The 23,512-nt window shown below is 59.8% G+C and carries 20 protein-coding genes; 11 read left to right on the forward strand and 9 right to left on the reverse strand.

Translation table 11 applies throughout. The features are described 5' to 3' along the window. Positions 1–198: 198 nt before the first annotated feature. The 6 genes from ACNYC6_RS23880 to ACNYC6_RS23905 are packed head-to-tail and all read left to right on the forward strand — an operon-like array spanning position 199 to position 6,152. On the forward strand, positions 199–1,293 hold the full coding sequence (locus ACNYC6_RS23880) for an ABC transporter ATP-binding protein (protein ID WP_419709435.1): 1,095 nt from the start codon (positions 199–201) through the stop codon (positions 1,291–1,293). Beyond that, positions 1,293–2,408, forward strand: coding sequence for an ABC transporter ATP-binding protein (locus tag ACNYC6_RS23885; RefSeq protein WP_419709436.1), 1,116 nt, complete (start codon positions 1,293–1,295; stop codon positions 2,406–2,408). Before ACNYC6_RS23880 ends, ACNYC6_RS23885 begins: the two co-directional genes overlap by 1 nt. Beyond that, positions 2,405–3,271: a carbohydrate ABC transporter permease gene (locus ACNYC6_RS23890; RefSeq protein ID WP_150701293.1), complete on the forward strand. Its 867-nt coding sequence runs from the start codon at positions 2,405–2,407 to the stop codon at positions 3,269–3,271. The genes ACNYC6_RS23885 and ACNYC6_RS23890 overlap by 4 nt, the downstream gene beginning before the upstream one ends. A gap of 7 nt (positions 3,272–3,278) precedes the next feature. Further along, complete coding sequence (locus tag ACNYC6_RS23895; RefSeq protein WP_046032508.1) at positions 3,279–4,079, forward strand: carbohydrate ABC transporter permease; 801 nt, start codon at positions 3,279–3,281, stop codon at positions 4,077–4,079. Between the two features lie 10 nt (positions 4,080–4,089). Next, the gene (locus tag ACNYC6_RS23900; RefSeq protein WP_056854889.1) at positions 4,090–4,362 is read left to right on the forward strand and encodes a DUF2160 domain-containing protein; all 273 of its coding nucleotides are present in this window, start codon (positions 4,090–4,092) and stop codon (positions 4,360–4,362) included. 47 nt (positions 4,363–4,409) lie between these two features. Continuing rightward, the gene (locus ACNYC6_RS23905) at positions 4,410–6,152 is read left to right on the forward strand and encodes a carbohydrate ABC transporter substrate-binding protein (RefSeq protein ID WP_419709437.1); all 1,743 of its coding nucleotides are present in this window, start codon (positions 4,410–4,412) and stop codon (positions 6,150–6,152) included. Between the two features lie 86 nt (positions 6,153–6,238). On the opposite strand, the gene ACNYC6_RS23910 is transcribed toward ACNYC6_RS23905, so the two are convergent. Then, a complete protein-coding gene (locus ACNYC6_RS23910; protein ID WP_419709438.1) occupies positions 6,239–7,645 on the reverse strand; it encodes a heavy metal sensor histidine kinase in 1,407 nt (468 codons plus the stop codon). After that, the gene (locus ACNYC6_RS23915) at positions 7,642–8,316 is read right to left on the reverse strand and encodes a heavy metal response regulator transcription factor (protein ID WP_419709439.1); all 675 of its coding nucleotides are present in this window, start codon (positions 8,314–8,316) and stop codon (positions 7,642–7,644) included. The genes ACNYC6_RS23910 and ACNYC6_RS23915 overlap by 4 nt, the downstream gene beginning before the upstream one ends. A gap of 478 nt (positions 8,317–8,794) precedes the next feature. On the opposite strand from ACNYC6_RS23915, the gene ACNYC6_RS23920 reads away from it, so the two are divergent. From ACNYC6_RS23920 to ACNYC6_RS23940, 5 genes are all read left to right on the forward strand, one after another. Then, positions 8,795–10,054 carry a TolC family protein gene (locus tag ACNYC6_RS23920; protein ID WP_419709440.1) on the forward strand — a complete coding sequence of 420 codons (1,260 nt, stop codon included), beginning with the start codon at positions 8,795–8,797 and terminating at the stop codon, positions 10,052–10,054. 49 nt (positions 10,055–10,103) lie between these two features. Next, positions 10,104–11,303 carry an efflux RND transporter periplasmic adaptor subunit gene (locus ACNYC6_RS23925; protein WP_419709441.1) on the forward strand — a complete coding sequence of 400 codons (1,200 nt, stop codon included), beginning with the start codon at positions 10,104–10,106 and terminating at the stop codon, positions 11,301–11,303. 22 nt (positions 11,304–11,325) lie between these two features. Continuing rightward, positions 11,326–14,478 (forward strand): efflux RND transporter permease subunit, encoded by a 3,153-nt coding sequence (locus ACNYC6_RS23930; protein ID WP_419709442.1) that lies wholly within the window; start codon positions 11,326–11,328, stop codon positions 14,476–14,478. A 161-nt stretch (positions 14,479–14,639) separates the two neighbouring features. Beyond that, positions 14,640–14,840: a co-regulatory protein PtrA N-terminal domain-containing protein gene (locus ACNYC6_RS23935; RefSeq protein WP_419709443.1), complete on the forward strand. Its 201-nt coding sequence runs from the start codon at positions 14,640–14,642 to the stop codon at positions 14,838–14,840. Positions 14,841–14,920: 80 nt separating this feature from the next. Continuing rightward, positions 14,921–15,253, forward strand: a complete 333-nt coding sequence (locus tag ACNYC6_RS23940) for a DUF2790 domain-containing protein (protein ID WP_419709444.1) — start codon at positions 14,921–14,923, stop codon at positions 15,251–15,253. Between the two features lie 224 nt (positions 15,254–15,477). On the opposite strand, the gene ACNYC6_RS23945 is transcribed toward ACNYC6_RS23940, so the two are convergent. The 7 genes from ACNYC6_RS23945 to nuoI all read right to left on the reverse strand — a co-directional run bounded on the left by ACNYC6_RS23945 (position 15,478) and on the right by nuoI (position 23,512). Next, a complete protein-coding gene (locus tag ACNYC6_RS23945; protein ID WP_419709445.1) occupies positions 15,478–16,803 on the reverse strand; it encodes an OprD family porin in 1,326 nt (441 codons plus the stop codon). Between the two features lie 446 nt (positions 16,804–17,249). Continuing rightward, positions 17,250–18,713 (reverse strand): NADH-quinone oxidoreductase subunit NuoN, encoded by a 1,464-nt coding sequence (nuoN, locus tag ACNYC6_RS23950; protein WP_150701295.1) that lies wholly within the window; start codon positions 18,711–18,713, stop codon positions 17,250–17,252. A 7-nt stretch (positions 18,714–18,720) separates the two neighbouring features. Further along, positions 18,721–20,253, reverse strand: a complete 1,533-nt coding sequence (gene nuoM, locus ACNYC6_RS23955; protein WP_419709446.1) for an NADH-quinone oxidoreductase subunit M — start codon at positions 20,251–20,253, stop codon at positions 18,721–18,723. 39 nt (positions 20,254–20,292) lie between these two features. Beyond that, on the reverse strand, positions 20,293–22,146 hold the full coding sequence (nuoL, locus tag ACNYC6_RS23960) for an NADH-quinone oxidoreductase subunit L (RefSeq protein ID WP_419709447.1): 1,854 nt from the start codon (positions 22,144–22,146) through the stop codon (positions 20,293–20,295). Further along, positions 22,143–22,451 carry an NADH-quinone oxidoreductase subunit NuoK gene (nuoK, locus tag ACNYC6_RS23965; RefSeq protein WP_007946416.1) on the reverse strand — a complete coding sequence of 103 codons (309 nt, stop codon included), beginning with the start codon at positions 22,449–22,451 and terminating at the stop codon, positions 22,143–22,145. The genes nuoL and nuoK overlap by 4 nt, the downstream gene beginning before the upstream one ends. Positions 22,452–22,453: 2 nt before the next feature. Next, positions 22,454–22,957, reverse strand: coding sequence for an NADH-quinone oxidoreductase subunit J (gene nuoJ, locus ACNYC6_RS23970; RefSeq protein WP_007970450.1), 504 nt, complete (start codon positions 22,955–22,957; stop codon positions 22,454–22,456). Between the two features lie 9 nt (positions 22,958–22,966). Then, positions 22,967–23,512 carry an NADH-quinone oxidoreductase subunit NuoI gene (gene nuoI, locus ACNYC6_RS23975; protein WP_178132024.1) on the reverse strand — a complete coding sequence of 182 codons (546 nt, stop codon included), beginning with the start codon at positions 23,510–23,512 and terminating at the stop codon, positions 22,967–22,969.

Here is a 23,512-nt window from a genome sequence, read left to right on the forward strand (position 1 = left end):
TGTTGTTCACTATTGTTCACTGTCAATGGGTGAACTGTTCAGTTGTTCATTTCCGATTGTTCATTTGTGTTCAGCAACGAACGCGAGTTTTTCGTGGTTTTCAGGATTTTCTAGCTGAATCAACAGCTTGAGTTTTCTGGCACGAAAGTCGCGTTAGTGCTCCGGTCGCTTGATTCCAAAAATAAAAAAGGCCGAGCCATGTCATTAACCCTGGAGCATGTCAGCCGCACCGTCGAGGGCCAGACCTGGATTGACGATGCGTGCCTCAGTTTCGAACCCGGATCCTTCAACGTTTTGCTCGGGCGCACGTTGTCCGGCAAAACCAGTCTCATGCGCCTGATGGCCGGGCTGGACAAGCCCGACAGCGGTCGCATCCTGATGAATGGCGTCGATGTCACGCAACGCCCGGTGCGCCTGCGCAACGTGTCGATGGTGTATCAGCAGTTCATCAATTACCCGACCATGACCGTCTTCGAGAACATCGCCTCGCCGTTGCGCCAGGCCGGTATGTCCAACGAGCTTATCCAGAGCAAAGTGCTGGAAACCGCGAAGATGCTGCGCATCGAGAAGTTCCTCAAGCGCTATCCCCTCGAACTCTCCGGTGGACAGCAACAGCGCACGGCCATGGCCCGGGCGCTGGTCAAGGACGCCGAACTGATCCTGTTCGATGAGCCGCTGGTGAACCTCGACTACAAATTGCGCGAAGAACTGCGCCAGGAAATGCGCGAGCTGTTCAAGGCGCGCCATACCATCGCGATCTACGCCACCACCGAACCCAACGAAGCCCTGGCCCTGGGCGGCACTACGACCATTCTCCATGAAGGTCGGGTGATCCAGAGCGGCAAGTCGTCCGAGGTCTATCACCAGCCGCAGACGGTGCTGGCGGCCGAGTTGTTTTCCGAGCCGCCGATCAACCTGATGCCCGGACGCATTGCCGGCAACGAAGTGAGTTTCGCCAATTTCGTGCACTTCCCGTTGAACGTCGATTTGCGCCCGGTGGGCGAGGGCGAGTTCCGCTTCGGCGTGCGTCCCAGCCACATCTCGCTGGTGCCGAGCAACGACGATGATCTCGAACTGGCGGTGACCGTCGAAGTCGCGGAAATCAGCGGCTCGGAAACCTTCCTGCATGTGCGCAACGAGCATTTCCTGCTGGTGCTGCACTTGCCCGGCGTTCATGAATACGACGTCGATGCGCCGATCCGCATCTACATCCCGACTCATAAACTGTTTGTGTTCGATGCGCAGGGACGGCTGGTCCAGGCGCCGGGCCGGCGTATCGCGAGGGTTGCCTGATGGCCGAAATCCGTTTGCAGAACCTCGCCCATAGCTACACCAGTACACCGAGTGGTCCGGAGGATTACGCGATCCGCGAGATGGACCACATCTGGGAACAGGGCGGTGCCTACGCCTTGCTCGGCCCGTCGGGTTGCGGCAAGTCGACGTTGCTCAACATCATTTCCGGGTTGCTCAGCCCGTCCCAGGGCCATGTGTTGTTCGACGGCAAAGCGGTCAACAACCTGACCCCGGAGAAGCGCAACATCGCCCAGGTTTTCCAGTTTCCCGTGGTCTACGACACCATGACGGTGTTCGACAACCTGGCCTTCCCGTTGCGCAATCAGGGCATGGCCGAGGCGAAAGTTCACACCAAGGTGCAGGAAATTGCCGAAGTCCTCGACCTGCAGAACTTGCTCGGCAAAAAAGCCCGCAATCTTACCGCCGACGAAAAACAGAAAGTTTCCATGGGCCGGGGGCTGGTGCGCGATGACGTGTCGGCGATCCTTTTCGATGAACCGCTGACGGTGATCGACCCGCACCTGAAGTGGAAGCTGCGGCGCAAGCTCAAGCAGATCCACGAACAGTTCAACATCACCATGGTCTACGTCACCCACGATCAACTGGAAGCTTCGACGTTCGCCGACAAGATCGCGGTGATGTACGGCGGCCAGATCGTGCAGTTCGGCACGCCCCGGGAATTGTTCGAGCGGCCGAGCCACACGTTTGTCGGCTACTTCATCGGCAGTCCGGGAATGAACCTGATCGAGGTGCAGCCGCAACCGGGCGGCGTCGGTTTCGCTTCGACTCATTTGCCGTTATCCGAGGCCATGCAAAAACGTATCGCCGAGTCCGAATGGAAAACCTTGAAAGTCGGCATTCGCCCGGAGTTCGTGCATGTCTGGGACGAGCCGTTTGATGACGCGATGCGGGCACAGGTCGTACACGTCGAAGACCTTGGCACCTACAAGATCATGACCCTGAACCTCGATGGCGCACCGCTGAAAGTACGCCTGGCCGAAGACAAACCGGTGCCGGAAGGCACGGCCTACATCAGTTTTCCGGCGCAGTGGCTGATGGTCTACGCCGACGAATTTCTGTTGGAAGCACAAGCCATCCATGAGGTACAGCCATGAACAAGGTGCAAAACAACAAGGCCTGGTGGCTCGTGTTGCCGGTGTTCCTGCTGGTGGCGTTCAGTGCGGTGATCCCGATGATGACTGTGGTCAACTATTCGGTGCAGGACATCTTCGACCAGTCCAGCCGCTACTTTGTCGGCGCCGACTGGTACAAGCAGGTGCTGCTCGATCCGCGTCTGCATGACTCGCTGTTGCGCCAGTTCATTTATTCGGCCTGCGTGCTGCTGATCGAAATCCCGCTGGGGATCGCAATTGCGCTGACCATGCCGACCAAGGGCCGCTGGTCGTCGGTAGTGCTGATCATCCTGGCGATTCCGCTGCTGATTCCGTGGAACGTGGTCGGCACCATTTGGCAGATCTTTGGCCGGGCCGACATCGGCTTGCTCGGCTCGACCCTCAACGCCATGGGCATCAGCTACAACTATGCGGCCAACACCATGGACGCCTGGGTCACCGTGCTGGTGATGGACGTCTGGCACTGGACCTCGCTGGTGGCACTGTTGTGCTTCTCCGGTCTGCGGGCGATTCCGGACGTGTACTACCAGGCCGCGCGAATTGACCGGGCCTCGGCCTGGGCGGTGTTCCGGCACATCCAGTTGCCCAAGCTCAAGAGCGTGCTGCTGATCGCAGTGATGCTGCGCTTCATGGACAGTTTCATGATCTACACCGAGCCATTCGTGCTCACTGGCGGCGGGCCAGGCAATGCCACGACGTTCCTCAGCCAGACCCTGACGCAGATGGCGATCGGGCAGTTCGATCTGGGGCCGGCGGCAGCGTTCTCGCTGGTGTACTTCCTGATCATCCTGTTGGTGTCCTGGCTGTTCTACACCGCCATGACTCACTCTGACGCCAACCGCTGAGGCCATCATGAGCAAGAGAAAGCTGATACCACTGCTGATCTACATCCTGTTCCTGCTGGTGCCGATCTACTGGCTGCTGAACATGTCCTTCAAGAGCAACACCGAAATCCTCGGCGGCCTGACGCTGTTTCCCCAGGATTTCACCTTCCACAACTACAAGGTGATCTTCACTGATCCGGCCTGGTACACCGGTTACCTCAACTCGCTGTACTACGTGAGCCTGAACACGGTGATTTCCCTAAGTGTGGCGTTGCCGGCGGCGTACGCGTTCTCGCGCTATCGTTTCCTTGGCGACAAGCACCTGTTCTTCTGGCTGCTGACCAACCGCATGGCGCCGCCGGCGGTGTTCCTGCTGCCGTTCTTCCAGTTGTATTCGTCGATCGGGCTGTTCGACACGCACATCGCCGTGGCCCTGGCTCACTGTCTGTTCAACGTGCCGTTGGCGGTGTGGATTCTGGAAGGCTTCATGTCCGGCGTGCCCAAGGAAATCGACGAAACCGCCTACATCGACGGCTACAGTTTTCCCAAGTTCTTCGTGAAGATTTTCATCCCGCTGATCGGCTCCGGCATCGGTGTCACGGCGTTTTTCTGCTTCATGTTTTCCTGGGTCGAACTGTTGCTGGCGCGAACGCTGACCTCGGTGAATGCCAAACCCATTGCAGCGGTGATGACGCGCACGGTGTCGGCGTCCGGTATCGACTGGGGCGTGCTGGCGGCGGCGGGGGTGTTGACCATTTTGCCGGGCATGCTAGTGATCTGGTTTGTTCGCAACCACGTGGCCAAGGGTTTTGCCCTGGGCCGGGTATGAGGAACTGATGATGGAATGGATGAGCTGGACCGTCCCGACGGCGGCATTTTTTGGTGTGATCGGCTTGATCCTGGTCGGTATGACGACCTGGGAGTTGCGCTCGCCGAGTGTACTGCGGCGAGGTTTTTTGCCGATTGCCACCACCCGTGGCGATCGGTTGTTTATCGGTCTTCTCGGCAGCGCCTACCTGCATTTGCTGGTAATCGGCGTCACCGACTGGAGCATCTGGGTAGCGTTCGCGTTATCCCTGGTGTGGCTGTTGGCTGTGATGCGTTGGGGCTAGTCGAATCGCTCGGCAATGTTGCTCCGAAATTCAATAAGGAGGTCTCTATGTTCGACAAAAACAATAAGCTGCGACATAGCATTTCATTGGCAGCCATGCTGGCACTCAGCGGTTTGAGCGCTTCGGCCTGGGCCGATGCCTATGAAGACGCTGCGAAAAAATGGATCGGCAGCGAGTTCAAGCCGTCCACCCTGACGGCCGATCAGCAACTCGAAGAGCTGAAGTGGTTCATCAAGGCGGCTGAGCCGTTTCGCGGGATGAACATCAAGGTTGTGTCGGAAACCATCGCTACCCACGAGTATGAATCCAAGGTGCTGGCCAAGGCGTTCAGCGAGATCACCGGGATCAAGCTGACCCACGACCTGCTGCAAGAAGGCGACGTGGTTGAAAAACTGCAGACCCAGATGCAGTCGGACAAGAATATCTACGACGGCTGGGTCAACGACTCGGACCTGATCGGTACGCACTTCCGCTACGGCAAGACCGAATCGATCACCGACCTGATGGCCAACGAGGGCAAGAACTTCACCTCGCCGACCCTCGACATCAAGGACTTCATCGGTATCTCGTTCACCACCGCACCGGACGGCAAGATCTATCAGCTGCCCGACCAGCAGTTCGCCAACCTGTATTGGTTCCGCGCCGACTGGTTCGAGCGCGCGGACCTGAAAGCCAAATTCAAGGAAAAGTACGGCTACGAATTGGGCGTGCCGGTGAACTGGTCGGCCTATGAAGATATCGCCAAGTTCTTCACCGAAGACGTCAAGGAAATCGACGGCAAACGCGTCTACGGGCACATGGACTACGGCAAGAAAGACCCGTCCCTGGGCTGGCGCTTCACCGACGCCTGGTTCTCCATGGCCGGCGGCGGCGACAAGGGCTTGCCGAACGGCTTGCCGGTGGACGAGTGGGGTATCCGTGTCGAGGATTGCCATCCAGTGGGTTCCAGCGTGACCCGTGGCGGCGACACCAACGGCCCGGCGGCAGTGTTCGCCACCACCAAATACGTGGACTGGATGAAGAAATACGCGCCACCGGAAGCGGCGGGCATGACCTTCTCCGAATCGGGTCCGGTGCCGTCGCAGGGCAACATTGCCCAGCAGATCTTCTGGTACACCGCGTTCACCGCCGACATGACCAAACCGGGCCTGGCGGTGATGAACGCCGACGGCACGCCGAAATGGCGCATGGCGCCGTCGCCGCGTGGTCCGTACTGGGAAGAGGGGATGAAGCTGGGCTATCAGGACGTGGGTTCGTGGACGTTCATGAAGTCCACGCCTGAGAAACAAAAACTGGCTGCCTGGCTGTACGCGCAGTTCGTGACCTCGAAAACCGTGTCGCTGAAGAAAACCATCGTTGGCCTGACGCCGATTCGCGAGTCGGACATCAACTCGCAAGCAATGACCGACCTGGCGCCAAAGCTCGGTGGCCTGGTGGAGTTCTACCGCAGCCCGGCCCGCGTGCAATGGACCCCGACCGGGACCAACGTGCCGGACTATCCGCGCCTGGCGCAACTGTGGTGGAGCCACATTGCTGAAGCCGCCAGCGGCGAGAAAACCCCGCAAGAGGCACTCGACGGTCTGGCCAAGGATCAGGACGCCATCATGTCCCGCCTCGAACGCTCGAAGGCCCAAGCCACTTGCGCCCCGAAAATGAACCCTGAGCGCGATGCGCAATACTGGTTCGACCAGCCGGGCGCACCGAAGCCGAAACTGGCGAACGAGAAACCTAAAGGCGAGACTGTTAGCTACGCCGAACTGCTGAAATCGTGGGAGGCGGCGCGTAAGTAAACAGGTTGTATTGTGAAAGGCGAACGGCACCGGAAGGTGCCGTTTTTGTGGGTGTCTGTTCCACCGCCATCGCGAGCAAGCTGCTCCTACAGGGGGCGATCGGTAACCGGAAACCCCAGTCGAAACACGGTCATTGCCCCCGGCAAGCTCTTCACCTCGGCCACGCCTTGATGCAGGCTCATGATCGAACGCACGATAGCCAGGCCCAGGCCGGTGCTGCCCTGTGAGCGCGAGCGGCTGCTGTCGACCCGGTAGAAACGGTCGAACAGGTGCGGCAGATGTTGTGCCTCAATACCGTCGCCGGGGTTGCTGACCAACAACGAAACCTGCGTCGCCCCTTGGTCAATCAGCAAGGTCACCGTTTTTCCGTTCGGGCAGTGCCGCAATGCGTTGGACAACAGGTTCGAAATCGCCCGCTGAATCATCAATCGATCACCCGACACCCGCGCACGGCCGACCACGTTCAGGCGGATCTGCTTGTCCTGTGCCGACAGTGAAAACAGATCGGCCACTTTCAGCGTTTCCTCCTCCAGTGCAATCGACTCGAAAGGCGCCAACGCCGACGGGTGACTGGCCTGCGCCAGGAACAGCATGTCCGAGACAATCCGCGCGACCCGCTCCAGCTCTTCAGTGCACGACACCAACACGTTCTGGTATTCCTCAGTCGTGCGCTCCCGAGACAAGGTGACTTGCGCCTTGCCCATCAGGTTGTTGATCGGCGTGCGCAGTTCGTGCGCGAGGTCGTCGGAGAATTGCGACAGCTGCTGCACACCGGCGTCCAGGCGATGCAGCATGACGTTGATGCCCTGAGCCAGTTCGCTCAACTCGTGGGGCATGTTGACCACTGAGAGACGATGATCAAGGTCCTGGGTCGAGACCATCGCCGCCACTTTGCGAAACTCGCGCATCGGTGCCAGCCCTCGCTGCACCGCGGCCCAGGCGCTAAGGCCGATGAAAATCAGCAGCAACGGCAGGGCGATCAGCGTCGAGCGCTGGTAGGCGCTGAGCAGGGCCTCATCGTGGGCATTGTCCATCGATAACAGCACCGGCACGCGGGTCCCGTCCTTGAGACGAATCAGGCGGGAGAGGGTGATAAATTTTGCACCCCGGGCATCGGTGCTGGTGGAGTACGCCAATTGATCGGACGCCCCCCGCACCGCTTTACGCTCAACCCGCGGGTCGGCCATGCCGCTGCCGGATTTGAGCAGCGGCGTGCGCAGGTTGTTACGTTCGTAAATGGTCAGCGTGAGGTTGTCATGCCCCATGACTTGATCGAGCAAAATGTGCGGCTTGGAGCGGATATCACCGGTGTCGGGGTACAGTGACAAGCTGTGTTCGACCTGTTCCATTTTCTTTTCCAGGCTACCCCTGGATAGGGCATTGAGCTCATGGGTCAGGGCGAAATACGCCATGATCGCCAGGAACACCACCAGCAGTGCACCGAGAATACTGACCGTCAGACCCAATCGCATCGACAGACTGGCAGGTTTCATTCCCGCGCCTCCAGCACATAGCCGACACCGCGCAGGGTATGGATCAACTTGCTGTCGAACGGGTCGTCGATTTTCGCCCGCAAGCGGCGGATCGAGACTTCGACCACGTTGGTGTCACAGTCGAAATTCATGTCCCACACAAGCGAAATGATCTGGGTGCGTGTCAGCACCTCGCCGGACTGGCGCATCAGCAGGTGCAGCAGGGCGAATTCCTTGGTAGTGAGGTCGATGCGTTGCTCGCCGCGGAACGCCCGATGGCGCCCCGGATCTAGCTCCAGGTCGGCGACCTTGAGCACCTGCGGCACCGGGATGTTCTCGCTGCGGCGCATCAGGCTGCGCACCCGTGCCAGCAGCTCTGGAAACTCGAACGGCTTGACCAGGTAGTCATCGGCGCCCAGGTCCAGGCCACGAATCTTGTCCGCCAGCCGCCCGCGTGCAGTCAGCATCATCACCCGGGTGGTGCGGGTACGGCGCAGCTGTTCCAACACGCCCCAACCGTCCAGTTCCGGCAGATTAACGTCCAGAATCACCAGGTCATACAGCTGTTGTTGCGCCAGATGCAGTCCATCGGCACCGGTGGCAGCGTGGTCAACGATGTAACCACTTTCCGTCAGTCCCTGATGCAAGTATTCGGCAGTTTTAAGCTCGTCCTCGACGACAAGGATTCGCATGATTGATCACCACTTTTATTCAATGGATAAGTTATTAAGGTGGCCGGGAAAGTTATTGTTTTTGTAAGGTCTTTCGAACGGTATCAAGTAACAATTAGTTGAGGCGCTGTCGTGTTTTCCTATAGACGTTTCTCCGTCTGAGGGCGTGCAAGATAAAGGCTGTAGTCGCTACAGGGTCAATGCAAAACCGAGGGTTTGAGCCTGATAAAGGGTGTGGTGCGACGGCGTGTCGCAGTTTGCAGGGCTGAACCTCAAAAGCCTCACGAGAAAATTAATTGGGCAAGTACTGTTTGGCGGATAACCAATGGGTATTTGTTTCTTTGTGTTGCTACAAGACTGTTTGAACTTTGCATGTTAGTGCAAAACAACTTGCCGGCATCTTGAATAACGGATTTGTAATGTTTCAGTCACCTTGTCGATAAGTTCAAAACCCTACCGTGGCAGTATCGAAAAATCCTGAATGTAAGGAAGTCTTCCATTGCCCGGTTTAAAAGCACTGACGGCGTGCTCACGCCTTGAAAAAACAGCGAGGGGGATAACAGTCGGCGTTTTGTGGCTCGCCGGCGCGAACCTCGCCAATGCATCGACACTGACCCTGAACGAAGCCTTGCAAACGGCCTTCGCCGGCAATCCGGACCTGGCAGCCGCGCAATGGGACATCGGCATTGCCGAAGGGGAGCGGCAGCAGGCGGGTTTGATCCCCAATCCCGAAGTATCGTGGGAGGCCGAAGATACTCGGCGCGAGTCGCGCACGACCACGGTGATGCTCAGCCAGCCGATTGAACTGGGTGGCAAACGTGGCGCGCGTATCGACCTTGCCAGTCGCGCACAGGATGCCGCCGGCATTGAGCTTGAGCGCAAGCGCAATGCGTTGCGGGCCGATGTGATTCTGGCCTACTCCAGTGCGCAAACCGCGCAGCAACGATTGCAGTTGTCCCGTGAATCGCTGGCGCTGGCCGAGCACGGCTTGCGGGTGGCGCAGGGGCGCATCGGTGCAGGCAAATCATCACCGGTCGAAGGCACGCGGGCGCAGGTGCAACTGTCAGAGGTGCGCCTGGAACTGAGCCGTGCCGAGCGGGATCAGGCCACTGCCTGGCAACAACTGGCGCAGGTCATGGGTGCACCGTTTCCGACCTCGGTGACGGTGCAGACAGCCGCGCCTCGCATCACCACCGTGCCGTCGTCGGCGCGGTTGCTTGAGCGCCTGAACGAGACCGCTGAACTGCGGTTGGCCAAGTTGCAAATCGATCAGCGCGAAGCCGCGTTGGGGTTGGAAAAATCTCAACGGATCCCCGACCTGACCGTCAGTGTCGGCAGCCAGTACAGTGAGCTGGATCGCGAGCGGGTGAACGTGGTCGGGTTGTCGATGCCGATCCCCCTGTTCAACCGCAATCAGGGCAACGTGCTGGCGGCCGCCCGGCGCACCGATCAGGCCCGGGATCTGCGTAACGCGACCGAGCTGCGGCTGCGCACCGAAATCCAGAACACGCTCAATCAATGGCAAACCGCCAGCGGCGAAGTCGACGCGTTTAAACAGACGATTCTGCCCGCGGCGCAAAGTGCGGTCGACAGTGCGACGCGCGGTTTCGAAATGGGCAAGTTCGGCTTCCTCGACGTGCTCGACGCCCAACGCACACTCATCGCCGCTCGCAGCCAATACATCCAGGCCGTCAGCGAGACGACGGATGCTCGCGTACGCATCGAACGCATTTTCGGCGACCTCGCCGTCAGTCCTTGAATTTCATTTTTCAGATCACTGCGCGATGGCATGGCGCAGAGGAGTTTCCATGGATAAAAAACTGATCGTGGTCGCAGCAGCGACCTTGGCGCTGGGTATTGGTATCGGCTCGATGTGGGGCGGTAATGGCTCTACCGATGCCCATGCCGATGAAGCGGCGGAACACGCCGATCATGCCGAAGAAAGCGCAGCCACCGAGGGCGAACATGCCGAAGGCGAAGAAGGACACCTAGAACTGAGTACCGAGCAGATCGCAGCGGCCGGCATTCAACTGGTCGAGGCCCGTGCGCAGACCATCAGTCTCGGCCTGCCGTTCCCCGGCGAAGTGCGTTTCGACGAAGACCGCACCACCCACGTGGTGCCGCGCGTGCCTGGCGTGGTCGAGTCGGTGTCGGTCAACCTCGGGCAGTCGGTCAAGAAAGGGCAATTGCTGGCGGTGATTGCCAGTCAGCAGATTTCCGATCAGCGCAGCGAACAGGCCGCGGCGCAACGACGTTTGGCCTTGGCGCGTACCACCTATGAGCGCGAGAGAAAGCTGTGGCAGGACAAGATTTCCGCCGAGCAGGACTTCCTTCAGGCCCGCCAAGCGCTTGAAGAGGCAGAAATTGCCGTGAGCAATGCCCGTCAGAAAATCAGCGTACTCAGCGGCAGCGTGGTGGCCACCGGCGGTAATCGTTATGAACTGCGTGCGCCGTTTGACGGCGTAGTAGTGGAAAAACACCTGACGCAGGGAGAGGTGGTCGATGAAACCACCGCCGCTTTCACGCTCTCGGATCTTTCACGGGTGTGGGTCACGTTTGGCGTTTCACCCAAGGATTTGAACAAGGTGCAAGTGGGCAAACAGGTCACCGTCAGCGCGCCGGAATTGAATGCCGAAGTTGCAGGTACCGTGGCCTACGTCGGCAGCTTGCTGGGTGAGCAGACGCGTACTGCGACGGTTCGCGTAACACTGGAAAACCCGCAAGGCTCGTGGCGTCCGGGGCTGTTCGTCAACGCGCTGGTCGCCACGGACAGCCGTCAGGCAAAAGTCGCCGTGCCAGAAACCGCCATCCAGACCATGGAGGACAAACCCACGGTGTTCGTGCGTACCGACGATGGCTTCAAGGTACAAGCCGTGGAACTGGGCAACCGCGCGACGGGGTGGGTGGAAGTCACCCAAGGGCTGGCGTCGGGCGTGCAAGTCGCGGCGGCCGGCAGCTTCGTACTCAAGTCGGAGCTGGGCAAAGCCTCGGCCGAGCATTCTCACTGATCCCCTGAACGAGAAGGTTCTCATGTTCGAACGCCTGATCCAGTTTGCCATCGAGCAGCGCATCATCGTGCTGCTCGCCGTTTTGCTCATGGCCGGTCTCGGCATCGCCAGTTATCAGAAACTGCCGATCGACGCCGTGCCGGACATCACCAACGTCCAGGTGCAGATCAACACCGGCGCCGCCGGGTTTTCGCCGCTGGAGACCGAACAACGCATCACCTTCCCGATTGAAACCGCCATGGCCGGTTTGCCGGGGCTGGAGCAGACCCGCTCGCTGTCGCGCTCGGGTTTGTCGCAAGTCACGGTGATTTTCAAGGACGGCACCGACCTGTTCTTCGCCCGGCAATTGGTCAACGAACGCTTGCAGATCGCCAGGGAGCAATTGCCCGCAGGCTCTGATGCGGTGATGGGACCAATTTCCACGGGGCTTGGCGAGATTTTCCTGTGGACGGTCGAGGCGCAGGAGGGCGCGCTCAAGGATGACGGTACGCCCTACTCGCCGACCGACCTGCGGGTGATTCAGGACTGGATCATCAAACCGCAATTGCGCAACGTCACAGGCGTGGCCGAGATCAACACCATCGGCGGCTTCGCCAAGGAGTACCAGATTGCCCCCGACCCGAAACGGCTGGCGGCTTACAAGCTGACGCTGACCGATCTGGTCACGGCCCTGGAGCGTAACAACGCCAACGTCGGTGCCGGCTACATCGAACGCAGCGGCGAGCAGTTGCTGATTCGCGCACCGGGGCAAGTGGCGAACATCGAGGACATCGCCAACATTGTGATGGCCAATGTCGACGGCACGCCTATTCGCATCAAGAACGTCGCCACCGTGGACATCGGCCGCGAGCAGCGCAGCGGCGCAGCGACGGAAAACGGCCGTGAAGTGGTGTTGGGCACGGTGTTCATGCTGATTGGCGAAAACAGCCGCACAGTGTCCCAGGCGGTGGCGAGCAAGCTTGAGCAGATCAATCGTTCGCTGCCGGAAGGTGTGGTCGCGGTGCCGGTCTACGACCGCACACACCTGGTCGACAAAGCCATCGCTACGGTGAAGAAGAACCTGGTGGAAGGCGCGATTCTGGTGATCGCGATACTGTTTCTGTTCCTGGGCAACATTCGTGCGGCGCTGATCACCGCGATGGTGATTCCGCTGTCGATGCTGTTCACCTTCACCGGCATGTTCACCAACAAAGTCAGCGCCAACCTCATGAGCCTGGGTGCACTCGACTTCGGCATCATCGTCGACGGTGCGGTGGTGATTGTCGAAAACACCCTGCGACGGCTGGCGCATGCGCAACAGCGTTACGGGCGTTTGCTGACCCGAACCGAGCGTTTTCATGAAGTATTTGCCGCGGCGAAAGAGGCTCGGCGACCGCTGATCTACGGCCAGTTGATCATCATGGTTGTATACCTGCCGATCTTCGCGTTGAGCGGTGTCGAAGGGAAAATGTTCCACCCGATGGCCTTCACCGTGGTCATCGCGCTGCTGGGCGCGATGTTGTTGTCGGTGACCTTTGTCCCGGCGGCCATCGCGCTGTTCGTCACCGGCAAGGTCAAGGAAGAGGAAGGCGCGGTCATGCGCGGTGCTCGCCGGTTGTATGCGCCGGCGCTGGCCTGGGTGATGTCCCACCGCACTGTGGCCGTGGGTGCGGCATTGGGCGTGGTGGTACTCAGTGGTGCATTGGCCGGGCGCATGGGCAGCGAGTTTGTGCCCAGCCTCAGCGAAGGCGATTTTGCCCTGCAAGCGTTGCGCGTGCCGGGCACCAGCCTCTCGCAATCGGTGGACATGCAGCAACGCCTGGAAACCTTGATCCTCGCAAAAGTGCCTGAAGTCGAGCGGGTGTTCGCCCGTACCGGCACCGCCGAGATTGCGGCCGACCCGATGCCGCCGAACATCTCCGACAGCTACGTGATGCTCAAGCCAAAAGATCAGTGGCCGGACCCGGGCAAGTCCCGTGAAACCCTGATGGCCGAGCTGCAACAGGCCGCCACGACCCTGCCGGGCAGCAACTATGAGCTGTCACAGCCGATCCAGTTGCGCTTCAACGAACTGATCTCCGGCGTGCGCAGTGATGTGGCGGTCAAGGTGTTCGGTGATGACATGGGCGTGCTCAACGCCACGGCGGCGAAAATCGCGACGGCCATGCAGAAGGTCAACGGCGCGTCCGAGGTCAAGGTCGAGCAAACCACTGGCCTGCCGGTGCTGACCATCAACATCGATCGCGACAAGGCAGCGCGTTACGGGCTCAACGTGGGTGACGTGCAGGACACCATCGCGGTGGCGGTCGGCGGGCAGCGGGCCGGGACGTTGTATGAAGGGGACCGACGTTTCGACATGGTGGTGCGCCTGTCCGATGCCATGCGTCAGGACATCGACGGCTTGTCGGCGTTGCTGATCCCGGTGCCGGCGCCCTTGAGCGGGGCTACCGATCAGATCGGGTTTATCGCGCTCAAGGAAGTGGCGAGCCTTGATCTGGTGTTGGGGCCGAACCAGGTCAGTCGCGAGAACGGCAAGCGCCTGGTGATCGTCAGCGCCAACGTGCGTGGACGTGACATTGGTTCGTTCGTCCAGGAGGCGGGCGAGGTGATCGAACGTGATGTTCAGGTGCCGGCCGGTTACTGGACCCATTGGGGTGGCCAGTTCGAGCAGTTGCAGTCGGCGGCCAAGCGTTTGCAGATCGTGGTGCCGGTGGCATTGCTGCTGGTATTCGGGTTGCTGTTCATGATGTTCAACAACCTGAAAGACGGGCTGCTGGTGTTCACCGGAATCCCGTTTGCGTTGACCGGTGGGGTCATGGCGCTCTGGTTGCGGGATATTCCGCTGTCGATCTCGGCGGGCGTCGGGTTTATTGCGCTCTCGGGTGTGGCAGTGCTGAACGGCTTGGTGATGATTGCGTTTATCCGCAATTTGCGCGAGGAGGGGCGTTCACTGTCTGATGCGATCAGCGAAGGCGCGCTGACGCGGTTGCGACCGGTGTTGATGACGGCGCTGGTGGCGTCCCTGGGCTTTATTCCAATGGCCCTGGCGACCGGCACCGGTGCCGAAGTGCAGCGACCGCTGGCGACCGTGGTGATCGGCGGAATCCTGTCTTCGACCATTCTCACGCTGCTGATTTTGCCGGCCCTGTATCAGCTCGCGCATCGCCGGGACGAGGACACCGTTCCAACTGAATAGGTGATCCCCAGTGAGAGCTGGTCTGCTAGCTCCCACAGTCGTTTTGAGGTTGTCCTGGCAGTTGGGCGACGACATAACGGATATGTAATGTCCACGCCACCGCCACGAAAGGTTCGGATTGTTACCTTGATCCCGTCAGTTACTTAAACGAGGAATCAAAGATGAAATCTGTACAGATGGGTGCTTTTTTAGCGGCGTTGCTGATGTCTTCAGTTGCTCTGGCTGAAGGTGGCGGTGACAGGACGATTGAAAAAGCGATGGCTGCCAATGACCGTTCAATGGAGCTGTTTGTCGCCAGACAACAAGGGCGTGACCCTGTCGTCGTGAATGAAAAGAAAGACGACAAGACCAAAGACTTGTAAGCGTGTCGACGTTGAATCAACCCATCATCGAATGTCGATGATGGGTTTTTTTATGGGCCGGTTTTTGAAAGGTAATGAGTATGAATGCGTTGAAGTTGATTGCGTTGGCCGGGGTTATGGCTGTGTCCATGAGTGCACTGGCCGAAGGTGGCGGTGACCGGGCGTTCGAGAAGATGTTGAGTGCCAATACCCGGGCCATGAAGCAGTACGCTGCCAATGAAGGTAAAGCGGCGCCCGTGGTCAAGGACTATGAATACGGGATGAAGCTGGACGTGGTGAAAGTGGTGAGCGTTGTGCGTCCGGCGGTGGCGTGTGCGGTGGTGCCCGCGGCGATGACGTATGAAGACTCCCGGGGCCTGCTCAATACCATCAAGTACACGGTGGCTGGGGAGTGTCGGCAGCGCGGTGGCTGACATCGCATCCCCACAGGCGTCGGCCCTGCCGGCGCCATCGCTGTGATGCGGTGACCCGACAAACCAGCTCCCCAGGGAATGTGCAGGAGCCAGACTGCTGGCGGTGGACGCAGGGCGTCATCAACGGGCGCCCCAAAAAAAGGCGCCCCGAAGGACGCCAAAGAATTCACCTCTTACCAAAGGAGCAAGGAGCTTCTAAAGGTGAATTTGTATCAGTCGTGCAGTCAGAGAATCGCCAACGGATACTCGACAATCACCCGAACTTCATCCAGATCCGACTCAAACGCTGTGGCCCGTGTGGTGGCCTGACGCAGACGCAACGACAAGTCCTTCATCGAGCCGGTCTGCACCACATACTTGACCTCGATGTCCCGTTCCCAGCGCTTCTGGTCGGTCAGCGGATTGCCCTCGGCATCACGGCGCATGTACACCGCGTTGGCGTTGGAATAGTCGGCGTCGGTACCTCGCGCATAACGGGTCATGAACGACAGTCCGGGCACGCCATAGGTCGTCATGTCGAGGTCATAACGCACCATCCACGAGCGCTCCTTGGGTGAGTTGAAGTCGCTGTACTGGATGGAGTTGTCGAGGAAGATCGAGTCGGACTGGCGCAGGTAGTCGAAGTCGTCGTCGCCGTTGTTGCGCTGATGCGACAAGGCCAAGGAGTGCGCATCGAACTTCACGCCTACGCGGCCGCTCCAGATGTTGTTGTCGAACTCGCCAAGCAACTGTTTACCCTCGTCGACCGCCTTGTAGTAATTGAGTCCACCGAACAGCGACAGGTCATCCGACAACGGATACGTCCACGCAGTGCCGGCGTAGTACTGGTTCCAGGCGTCCTTGAGGCGACTGGAGTACAGGCTGAAGCTGAGGTTCTGGTTCAGCGCATAGTCGCCGCCGCCGTAGGCGATCCACGGTGAATTGACCGGGCCGGCATAGAAAGTCGCGAAGTTCTCGCGCATGTCGCTGGACGTTGGTTGGCTCATGGCGTGCAAACGACCGCCTTGAACCGACAGGCCTTCGATGCTGGTGTTGGTCGCCGTCACACCCCGAAAACTCTCCGGCAGCAGCCGAGAGTCACCCGCGGCGACGACGGGGTTGGTGGGGAACACGTCACCGACCTTGAGCACGGTGTCGAAGACGCGCAATTTGGCGGCGCCACCGATCTTGGTGTATTCGTCGCGCGCCTGGCCATCGCTGTTGACCGGCAGCACGTCGAACGAACTTTGGCCGCCGTTGCGCCCGTCACCGCTGTCGAGCTTCAGGCCGATCATGGCAAACGCATCAACGCCGACCCCAACCGTGCCCTGGGTAAATCCGGATTCGAATTTGCTGATGACGGCGTGAGCCCATGCCTCGGAGTATCCATTGCCGGTAGGGCTGGACTGACCATTGCGGTGATCACGGTTGAAATAGAAGTTGCGGTTGAGCACCGTCAGGCTGCTGCCCTCGATAAAACCCTCGGCTTTATCTTCCGCCAACACCACGGACGGTCCGGCGCCGACCACCACCGCTAAGGCGGCCATCGACATTTTTGTATTGTTAACCATCAATCACTCCTAAGGTTCGGCAGAACGAGAACGAGAACGAGAACGAGAACGAGAACGTGATTCGGCGTGGGTTTTATTGTTCGGCGGGCAAGGGCCCGCCAGTAGGGTCGCCGGGTGACATCGTTGCAAGCTGCGGATAACGCGAAGGTGATGAGGGAATTACAATTTCGTCATGTCGGCACACACGAACCGATGTGGGAGTGAGCTTGCTCACGATAGCGGTATGTCAGTGAAGCAAGCATTGGCTGACCCGACGCCATCGCTGGCAGGCCAGCTCCCAAAGGTTATGTGTCGTTCGCCAGCTTTTTGATGACCCACAATCCCCGTGGGCGCGCGGCTTGCCCGCGAAGAGGCCATTCCAGGCACTCAAGATGTTGAATCCCACAAACGCAAAAACGGCACCCGAAGGTGCCGTTTCAGTTTACTGCCGAATGTCGCTTAAGCGATCAACCCGCCAGGCCCGATTGCTGAACCAGGTTCAGCAGCGGTTGTGGGTAGACGCCGAGGAAGAACGCGACCAGGGCGATGGCCAGCAGCATCACGCCGCCTGCCTTCTGTTCCCAGTGCAGTTGCGCATCGTGGCGACGCAGGTTCGGTTCGATCAGGTACAGGGTGACCATGACGCGCAGGTAGTAGAACACGCCGATGGCGCTGCCCAGTACCAAGGAACCAACCAGCCACCATTGATGCGATTCGACACCGGTGGCGATGATGTAGAACTTGCCGATGAAGCCCGCGGTCAGCGGGATACCGGCGAGGGACAGCATCATCACGGTCAGGACGGCGGTCAGGTACGGACGACGCCAGAACAGGCCGCGGTATTCGTACAGGGCGTCCGCGTCACGGCCGTTGTACGGCGAGGACATCAGGGTGATCACGCCGAAAGCGCCGAGGCTGGTGATCACGTAGGTGACCAGGTACACGCCGATGGCTTCCACGGCCAAGCCTTTGCTCGCCACCAGGGCGATCAGCAGGTAACCGAAGTGGGCGATGGACGAGTAACCCAGCAGACGCTTGAGGTTGCTCTGGGTCAGCGCCAGCAGGTTACCGAACAGGATCGACGCGATGGCGATGATGGTCAGCACGTCGCTCAGCACGCCGCTGCTTGCCGCTGGCGAAATCTGGAACAGACGCACCATCACGGCAAACACGGCAACCTTGGAAGCGGTAGCGAGGAACGCTGCAACCGGCGCCGGAGCACCTTCGTAAACGTCCGGTGTCCAGAGGTGGAACGGTACCAGCGACAGCTTGAACGCCAGGCCGATCAGCATCATGCCGAGGCCCAGTTGAGCCAGCGAGCTTGGCAGGCCGGTAGCCGCCAGCGCCTGGCCGATGCCGACGAAGCTCAGGGAACCCGAGTCTGCGTACAGCAGCGCCATACCGAACAACAGGAACGCCGAGCCGGCAGCCGACAGCACCATGTACTTGATACCGGCTTCCAGCGAACGCTTGTTGAAGAAGGCGTAAGCCACCAGACCGTAGACCGGCACCGACAGCAGTTCCAGGCCGATGAACAACCCGGCCAGGTGCTGCGCGCTGACCAGAACCAGGCCACCGGCGGCGGCCATCAGGATCAGCAGGTACAGTTCTTCACGGTTGCCCGGGTAACCCGAACCGCCGTCGCCGAGGTAGGCGTGGGCGAGGGTGACACAGGCGAGGGTGGCGACCAGGATCAGCGCCATGTACAGGCAGGCAAAGGTGTCGATTTGCAGCAGTGGCGTTACGGCCAGAGGCGCAACTTTCAAGGCAGGCAGGATCGACAGCAAAGCCAGGTTCAGACCTGCCACGGAAATCAGGAAGGTCTGCGAGTGGTTGCGGCGCCAGGCGATTGCCAGCATCACCACGATAATGGTGAGGCTGGTAATCAACAGCGGCGCTAGCGCGATAAAGTGTTGAGTCGTGAATTCCATAGCGCTCTTACCGGGCCGAAGCGAGTTGAGTGAAGGCGGTGCCGAGCCATTGCTGCACGCCATGCATCGTCGCGGCAGAAGTATCGAGGAACGGTTGTGGGTACACGCCGATGTAGATCAGCAGTGCAGCCAGACCGACCACCATGATCAGTTCGCGACCGTCCATGCCATGCAGTACCGCGTCCGATTTGGCCGGGCCGAAGTACGCACGGTGGATCATGATCAGCGAGTAGACCGAACCGAACACCAGGCCGGTCGTGGCGATGATGGTGACCCATGGGGCAATCGGGAAGGTACCGATCAGGATCAGGAACTCGCCGACGAAGTTACCGGTACCCGGCAAGCCCAACGACGCGGCTGCGAAGAACAGGCTGAGGGCCGGCAGGTAAGCGATCTTCGACCACAGGCCACCCATTTCACGCATGTCGCGGGTGTGGGTGCGTTCGTACAGCTGGCCACTCAGGATAAAGAGTGCCGCCGCCGACAGGCCGTGCGCCAGCATCTGCATGACAGCGCCTTGCAGTGCCAGTTGGCTGCCGGAGTAGATGCCGATCAGTACGAAGCCCATGTGGGAAACGGACGAGAAGGCAATCAGACGCTTGATGTCGGTTTGCGCGAACGCCAGGAACGCACCGTAGAAGATCCCGATCAGACCCAGGGTCATGGCGATCGGCGCGAACTCGGCCGACGCATTCGGGAACAGCGGCAGGGCGAAACGCAGCAGGCCGTAGGCAGCGGTTTTCAGCAAGATACCGGCGAGGTCGACGGAACCAGCGGTCGGTGCCTGGGCGTGAGCGTCAGGCAGCCAGGAGTGGAACGGTACGACCGGCAACTTGACCGCGAAGGCAATGAAGAAGCCGAGCATCAGGATGTACTCGGTGGTCATCGACATCTTGGTTTTCAACAGGTCGGCGTAGTTGAAGGTAATCACGCCGGTTTCGTTGAAGTTGACCAGTACCAGGCCCAGGATCGCCACCAGCATGATCAGGCCGGAAGCCTGAGTGAAGATGAAGAACTTGGTCGCCGCGTAGATCCGGGTTTTCTTGCCATCCGAAGAACTGTGACCCCAGAGCGCGATGAGGAAGTACATCGGCACCAGCATCATTTCCCAGAAGAAGAAGAACATGAACAGGTCGAGGGCGAGGAACACGCCGACGACACCACCCAGGATCCACATCAGGTTCAGGTGGAAGAAGCCAACGTGACGTTGAATCTCTTTCCACGAGCAGAGTACCGAGAGGACACCCAGCAGGCCGGTCAGCAGGATCATCAGCAGCGACAGGCCGTCGAGGGCCAGATGCACGCTGATGCCGAAGCGCTGGATCCAGATGTGCTTGAACTCAATCACCCAGGTCGGATCGGCGCCAGGCGCCGGAGCAAATGAATAATCGCCATGGGCCCACAGCCAGAGGCCGAGTGCGAGTTCCAGGGACATGGTCAACAGCGCAATCCAGCGTGGGAGGGTAGAGCCGAAGCGCTCACCCATCCAGCACAGCAGGCCGCCGATGAAGGGAATCAGGATTAGCCAAGGCAGAATCATGACGGGCTCGTTTCCTTTCGCAAATTCGCAAGGTTCATATCAGACCGCTACCAGCACGACGGCGCCAATTACCAGCACGGCACCCGCAGCCATCGAGGCGGCATACCAACGCAGTTGACCGGTCTCGGTACGGCTCAGGGCGGTGTGACCGCCTTTGGCCATGCGCGGGATCAGACCGATGGTCTGGTCGAGCGGGTCTTTGCGCAGGATGTGGCTGATCGCCAGGTACGGCTTGACGAACAGTTTGTCGTAGATCCAATCGAAGCCCCAGGCAGCGAACCACCAGGCCGAGAGGAAACGGCCGATGCCGCTGTTGGCGACCGCAGTGACGAAGCGACGCTTGCCGAGGAACAGCAGCGCGGCCAGCAGGATACCGGCCAGGGCGATGGCGCCCGACGCGATTTCCAGGCTGTGCTTGGCTTCGCCGCCGGCATGGCCGACGCTTTGTGGCAGCACGCCGTGCAGCGGTGGAACGATCATCGCGCCGATGAAGGTCGACAATACGATCAGCACCGACAGTGGCAGCCAGTGGGCGATGCCGTGACCGGCGTGGGCTTCGGTCTTCGCTTCACCGTGGAACGCGATGAAGATCAGGCGGAAGGTATACAGCGAGGTCATGAACGCGCCAACCAGACCTGCGTAAAGCAGACCGTTGTTGCCGCTGGCGAACGCTTCCCAAAGGATTTCGTCCTTGGAGTAGAAGCCTGCGGTTACCAGGGGCAGGGCCGCCAGGGCCGCACCGCCGACGATGAAGCTGGCGTAGGCCAGTGGCAGCTTCTTCCACAGACCGCCCATCTTGAAGATGTTCTGCTCGTGGTGGCAGGCAACAATCACCGCACCGGAAGCAAGGAACAACAGCGCCTTGAAGAAGGCGTGGGTCATCAGGTGGAAGATCGCGCCGTCCCAGGCACCAACGCCCAGGGCCAGGAACATGTAGCCGATCTGGCTCATGGTCGAGTAGGCGAGGATACGCTTGATGTCGGTCTGGACCAGGGCTGCGAAGCCAGCCAGAACCAGGGTCACACCGCCGACGATGCCGACCAGGTGCAGGATTTCCGGTGCCAGGGTGAACAGACCGTGAGTACGGGCGATCAGGTAGACGCCCGCGGTCACCATGGTGGCGGCGTGGATCAGTGCCGAAACCGGGGTAGGACCGGCCATCGCGTCCGCCAGCCAGGTTTGCAGCGGCAGTTGCGCGGATTTACCGACAGCGCCACCCAGCAGCATCAGGGTGGCCATGACCATCCAGAAGTCGCCGGCCTGGAATTTCTGCGGTGCCAGCACCAGCAGTTCCTGAACGTTCAGGGTGCCCAGTTGGGCAAACAGAATGAACAGGCCGATGGCCATGAACACGTCACCGATACGGGTCACGATGAAGGCTTTGAGTGCGGCGTTACCGTTGTTGCGGTTGCTGTAGTAGAAACCGATCAACAGGTACGAGCACAGGCCCACGCCTTCCCAACCGAAGTACAGGAACAACAGGTTGTCGCCCAGCACCAGGAACAGCATGCTGGCGATAAACAGGTTGGTGTAGGCGAAGAAGCGCGAGTAACCGGCTTCACCGCGCATGTACCAGGACGCGAACAGGTGGATCAGGAAGCCGACGCCAACCACCACGCCGAGCATGGTCACGGACAGGCCGTCCAGATACAGCGCGAAGTTCGGGGTGAAGCCTTCCACCGCCATCCACTGCCACAACACCTGGGTGTAGTGACCGCCTTGCGGCGGGGCGACGTTGAATTGCCAGATCACATAGGCGGTGACGATTGCCGACAGACCGATGGAACCCACGCCGATCAGTGCGGCCAGGTTTTCCGAGATGCGTCCACGGGAGAACGACAGCAGCAGGAAACCAATGAGAGGGAATACGAAAGTCAGAAAGAGTAGGTTCATCCGCGCATCTCACTGGCAGCGTCGATATCGAGCGTGTGGAAGCGGCGATACAGTTGCAACAGGATCGCCAGGCCAATACTGGCCTCGGCGGCTGCCAGGCTGATCACCAGGATGAACATGATCTGTCCATCCGGCTGCGCCCAACGGCTACCGGCAACGATGAAGGCCAGTGCAGAGGCGTTCATCATCACTTCAAGACTCATCAACACGAACAAAATGTTGCGGCGGACCATCAGGCCGACCAGACCGAGGCAGAACAGGATGCCGGCGACCGCCAGACCATGCTCCATAGGGATAGCAGGCATCGTCATTGCTCCTTGGCTTCGTTGCGGCCCAAGTGGAACGCCGTGACGGCTGCGGCGAGCAGCAGCATCGAGGCGAGTTCGACCACCAGCAGGTAAGGACCGAACAGGCTGATGCCCACGGCCTTGGCGTCTACAGTGGTGTGGCCGACGGCTTCACCGGTCTGGTGGGAGAACAGCACGTACAGCAGTTCCACCAGCAGCAGCGCGGCGAGGAGGACCGGGCCGCCCCAGATGCCGGGCTTGAGCCAGACGCGCTCTTGCTGAACCGAGGCAGGCCCCAGGTTCAGCATCATCACCACGAATACGAACAGCACCATGATGGCGCCAGCGTAGGCGATCACTTCCAGGACACCGGCAAACGGTGCGCCGAGGGCGAAGAACGTCATCGCCACGGCGATCAGCGAAATGATCAGGTAGAGCAGGGCGTGCACAGGGTTGGTGTTGGTGATCACGCGAAGCGTGGACACCACAGCGATACCCGATGCGAAATAGAAAGCGAATTCCATCTTTCTTCCTTAAGGCAGCAAGCTCTTCACGTTGATCGGTTCGGCTTCATTCTGCGCGGAGCCTTTCGGCTTCCCGGCAATCGCCATACCTGCAACACGATAGAAGTTGTAATCAGGGTTTTTGCCGGGGCCGGAGATCAGCAGATCTTCTTTCTCGTAAACCAGGTCCTGACGTTTGAACTCGGCCATTTCGAAATCCGGTGTGAGCTGGATCGCGGTGGTCGGGCAGGCTTCCTCGCAGAGGCCGCAGAAAATGCAGCGCGAGAAGTTGATGCGGAAGAAGTCCGGGTACCAGCGACCGTCTTCGGTTTCAGCTTTCTGTAGCGAGATGCAACCGACCGGGCACGCTACGGCGCACAGGTTGCACGCTACACAACGCTCTTCACCGTCAGGGTCGCGGGTCAGGACGATACGCCCACGGTAGCGCGGCGGCAGGTAGACCGGTTCTTCCGGGTACTGAAGCGTGTCGCGCTTGCGGAAGGCGTGGCCGAAAATCATCACCAGGCTGCGAAGCTGGGTGTAGAGGCCATGCACGATGTCAAATATGTACTTCAT

This window comes from Pseudomonas sp. NFX224, from assembly GCF_048565165.1.
Taxonomy (GTDB): Bacteria; Pseudomonadota; Gammaproteobacteria; order Pseudomonadales; family Pseudomonadaceae; genus Aquipseudomonas.

Bases quoted from the DNA above. Each gene is read 5' to 3' on its own strand.
- ACNYC6_RS23880 (WP_419709435.1), top strand. From the start codon at position 199: ATGTCATTAACCCTGGAGCATGTCAGCCGCACCGTCGAGGGCCAGACC.
- ACNYC6_RS23925 (WP_419709441.1), top strand. From the start codon at position 10,104: ATGGATAAAAAACTGATCGTGGTCGCAGCAGCGACCTTGGCGCTGGGT.
- ACNYC6_RS23915 (WP_419709439.1), bottom strand. From the start codon at position 8,316: ATGCGAATCCTTGTCGTCGAGGACGAGCTTAAAACTGCCGAATACTTG.
- ACNYC6_RS23890 (WP_150701293.1), top strand. From the start codon at position 2,405: ATGAACAAGGTGCAAAACAACAAGGCCTGGTGGCTCGTGTTGCCGGTG.
- ACNYC6_RS23930 (WP_419709442.1), top strand. From the start codon at position 11,326: ATGTTCGAACGCCTGATCCAGTTTGCCATCGAGCAGCGCATCATCGTG.
- ACNYC6_RS23935 (WP_419709443.1), top strand. From the start codon at position 14,640: ATGAAATCTGTACAGATGGGTGCTTTTTTAGCGGCGTTGCTGATGTCT.
- nuoK (WP_007946416.1), bottom strand. From the start codon at position 22,451: ATGCCTGCTATCCCTATGGAGCATGGTCTGGCGGTCGCCGGCATCCTG.
- ACNYC6_RS23940 (WP_419709444.1), top strand. From the start codon at position 14,921: ATGAATGCGTTGAAGTTGATTGCGTTGGCCGGGGTTATGGCTGTGTCC.
- ACNYC6_RS23905 (WP_419709437.1), top strand. From the start codon at position 4,410: ATGTTCGACAAAAACAATAAGCTGCGACATAGCATTTCATTGGCAGCC.
- ACNYC6_RS23900 (WP_056854889.1), top strand. From the start codon at position 4,090: ATGGAATGGATGAGCTGGACCGTCCCGACGGCGGCATTTTTTGGTGTG.
- nuoL (WP_419709447.1), bottom strand. From the start codon at position 22,146: ATGAACCTACTCTTTCTGACTTTCGTATTCCCTCTCATTGGTTTCCTG.
- ACNYC6_RS23895 (WP_046032508.1), top strand. From the start codon at position 3,279: ATGAGCAAGAGAAAGCTGATACCACTGCTGATCTACATCCTGTTCCTG.
- ACNYC6_RS23885 (WP_419709436.1), top strand. From the start codon at position 1,293: ATGGCCGAAATCCGTTTGCAGAACCTCGCCCATAGCTACACCAGTACA.
- ACNYC6_RS23945 (WP_419709445.1), bottom strand. From the start codon at position 16,803: ATGGTTAACAATACAAAAATGTCGATGGCCGCCTTAGCGGTGGTGGTC.
- nuoJ (WP_007970450.1), bottom strand. From the start codon at position 22,957: ATGGAATTCGCTTTCTATTTCGCATCGGGTATCGCTGTGGTGTCCACG.
- nuoM (WP_419709446.1), bottom strand. From the start codon at position 20,253: ATGATTCTGCCTTGGCTAATCCTGATTCCCTTCATCGGCGGCCTGCTG.
- nuoN (WP_150701295.1), bottom strand. From the start codon at position 18,713: ATGGAATTCACGACTCAACACTTTATCGCGCTAGCGCCGCTGTTGATT.
- nuoI (WP_178132024.1), bottom strand. From the start codon at position 23,512: ATGAAGTACATATTTGACATCGTGCATGGCCTCTACACCCAGCTTCGC.
- ACNYC6_RS23910 (WP_419709438.1), bottom strand. From the start codon at position 7,645: ATGAAACCTGCCAGTCTGTCGATGCGATTGGGTCTGACGGTCAGTATT.